The sequence below is a fragment of the Chryseosolibacter indicum genome, from assembly GCF_018598585.1.
Taxonomy (GTDB): domain Bacteria; phylum Bacteroidota; class Bacteroidia; order Cytophagales; family Cyclobacteriaceae; genus Chryseosolibacter; species Chryseosolibacter indicus.
Genome location: NZ_JAHESD010000160.1, coordinates 1 through 458, shown reverse-complemented (window position 1 = coordinate 458; position 458 = coordinate 1). Strand labels below are relative to the sequence as shown.

General features: G+C 41.3%; 1 protein-coding gene and 1 tRNA gene. Both read left to right on the top strand.

Features of this window, described 5'->3' with window-relative positions:
• Positions 1-188: GIY-YIG nuclease family protein (locus KK060_RS24910; protein WP_254158011.1), on the top strand; the 188-nt coding region annotated here is incomplete at its 5' end.
• 100 nt (positions 189-288) lie between these two features.
• Positions 289-352, top strand: a tRNA-Ala gene (locus KK060_RS24905).
• Positions 353-458 lie beyond the last annotated feature (106 nt).

Genomic DNA, 458 nt, shown 5'->3' with positions numbered 1-458 from the left:
ACTCCAATATTCTCCACGAAGGGTCTGCAATCGCAGGCCCTTTTCGTTTGATGTCATATTTTGTATACATATTATACGGTGAGAAGTGTGATAAGTACTATGTAGGCCACACAGATTCAATAGAGCGTAGATTAGAAGAACATAATACAGGTAGAGGGAGTACCTTTACGAGTAATTGTCATCCCTGAACATTAGTATACCAAGAAAGTTTTCTACCCGTCTAGAAGCGACAATGCGAGAAAGAGAAATAAAGAATAAGAAAAGCAGGAAATATATCGAATGGTTGGTAGCTCAGGCCGGAGCGTCCCGATAGCCATCGGGAAGGTCATCGGTTCGACTCCGATATTCTCCACGAAGGGTCTGCAATCGCAGGCCCTTTTTGTTTGATGTCATATTTTGTATACATATTATACAGTGAGAAGTGTGATAAGTACTACGTAGGCCACACAGATTCTATA